This window comes from Microcystis sp. M53598_WE2 (assembly GCF_030067735.1).
Classification (GTDB): domain Bacteria; phylum Cyanobacteriota; class Cyanobacteriia; order Cyanobacteriales; family Microcystaceae; genus Microcystis; species Microcystis aeruginosa.
On record NZ_JASJFE010000789.1, the window covers coordinates 1 to 1,995 of the forward strand.

Below are 1,995 nucleotides of genomic sequence, written 5' to 3' on the forward strand. Positions count from 1 at the left end.
CTAGGAAATCTTTGGCTGGCATAAGTAGGATTTTTCTAAAATTACTATTTCTATTTTAGGTGGTTTAAGTGCGTTTTAGCTTACACGGAGGCTCGATCGAAATTGCTAATATCCCCGGTAATGGAACCACTGTCACGATTCTATTACCGAAAGTGGCCTGAAAAAAATCGGAGCGAGAATGATTCTCACTCCCTACCAATCACGATATGAGGGGAAAACTTCTGGGGAAGAAATTAGAAAACATCACCTAGACGGGCATATTCTAAAATTGACCGGCTAAGAGCATCGCGATCATCGCGGGTGAGGTAATAATTCCGGCCGCCGATATCATTGAGAAATCGCAGTAGGGCAAGACAAGCGGACTCTAGATCCGCTCTGTGTCGGGCAGCCGCTAAAGCTTGTTCAGAGGTGGCATAAACTAGGCAATCGCTAATTCCTTCCCTGCCATCCACTCGCCAACATTGAAAAGAATAACCCTGCATTTCTAGGATCAATTCAATCTGCCAGCCGTGATAGTCAAATCGCGTATAAATCATTTCAAGCAGCCCCTTTTAGGAGAGGAGAGTCACAGGTTTGACCGCTCTGATTGTCTAGAAGCCCTGCACCTGTCTAACTTTCTAATTTAACGGGTGATTATGGAAACCCTCTGCAAACTTCGTGCAGATTTCGTGCAGAAATGATTTTGTCTACTGTCCCAAGGCAGATATTACTTTAAACGATAACCAAGACCGTGAACGGTTTCAATAAAGTCTTCCGGCGCACCGAGGGATTTTAGCTTGTGACGAAGACCGCGAATATGGGAAGTAACGGTTTCCTCGGCTGGAGAATCGTCCAAAGACCAAACTCGCTCAATAATACCCGATCGACTTAAGATCCGGCGCCCATGGGTAACAAGTAATTCTAAGAGAGCGAATTCCTTGGGGGTGAGGGAAAGAAATTGACCGTTATAACTGGCCTCGTGGGTACTGGGATTTAACTGCAAACCCCCCCAAGATAATAAAACACTGCTGGTGCTGCTGCCGCGTCGGATCAAGGCCCGAATCCGCGCCATTAATTCGCCCAAATCGAAGGGTTTAGTGACATAATCATCGGCCCCTGCGTCTAATCCGTCGATTTTATCGATTACCGTATCCCTTGCGGTTAATAATAGGACGGGAACGGTGGCATTAGCAGAGACGGGATGATGGGATTCCGCTCGTCGCAGACGTTGACAGAGCAAAGTTCCGCTTAATTTGGGCAGGGTGACATCGAGAACTAAAAGATCATATTTGCCTAATTCTAGCCAATTCCAGCCTTCTTCTCCGTCTCTAGCCACATCGACAACGTATTGTCGCTCGCTCAAGGCCTCTCGCAAAATCTCGGCTAGTTGCATATCATCTTCTACTACTAAAATTCGCATGGTCTAGACTTGACACTCCCGCCGTCAAGCTGACGCTGTGACGGGGGATTCTTGATTCACAGAAACCCGCTTTTCGGTACAAGTACCAACGAGTCTTACAGTTTCTCCCCAAGCTTGAAATTCCGACTGTCCATCGGTATTTGTTGACAGTATTCTCATACCTTCTTCCCTTACATTCTTGGCGGCGTTTTCATCTCTATCGTGCTGCGTCTTACATTCTGGACAAATCCATTCACGAATACTGAGAGTCAATAAATCATTTTTAAATCCACAGCAAGAACAGAGTTTTGTACTCGGATAAAACCTGTCAACTTCTACAAGTTTTCCTCCCTCTCTTTCTAGCTTGTAATCCAAGAAATTAAGCAACATACCAAAACCAGCGTCATGTATTGATTTGGCTAATTTAGTCCTTGCTAACCCTTTAATATTCAGATTCTCGGCTACAACGATTTGGTTTTCATCGCATAACTTTCTGGAGAGTTTATGAAGAAAATCCTGTCTAGTATTTGCTATCTTTTCGTGAACCTTGGCTACCTCCTTAATGGCTTTTTGGCGATTATTAGACCCCTTGGCTTTACGAGACAATGCTTGTTGTC

3 protein-coding genes are annotated in these 1,995 nt (G+C 44.9%); all 3 read right to left on the reverse strand.

Features of this window, described 5'->3' with window-relative positions; all coding sequences use genetic code 11:
* Positions 1-233 precede the first annotated feature (233 nt).
* Entirely contained in the window at positions 234-536 is a 303-nt protein-coding gene (locus tag PX636_RS16110; RefSeq protein WP_002796757.1) for a hypothetical protein, read from the reverse strand.
* A 170-nt stretch (positions 537-706) separates the two neighbouring features.
* Positions 707-1,399, reverse strand: a complete 693-nt coding sequence (locus tag PX636_RS16115; protein WP_272077213.1) for a response regulator transcription factor — start codon at positions 1,397-1,399, stop codon at positions 707-709.
* A 24-nt stretch (positions 1,400-1,423) separates the two neighbouring features.
* Positions 1,424-1,995: RNA-guided endonuclease InsQ/TnpB family protein (locus PX636_RS16120; protein ID WP_288117813.1), on the reverse strand; the 572-nt coding region annotated here is incomplete at its 5' end.

What these genes read in the sequence shown, in the direction of transcription:
- PX636_RS16110 (WP_002796757.1), bottom strand. Translation starts at nt 536, where the DNA reads ATGATTTATACGCGATTTGACTATCACGGCTGGCAGATTGAATTGATC.
- PX636_RS16115 (WP_272077213.1), bottom strand. Translation starts at nt 1,399, where the DNA reads ATGCGAATTTTAGTAGTAGAAGATGATATGCAACTAGCCGAGATTTTG.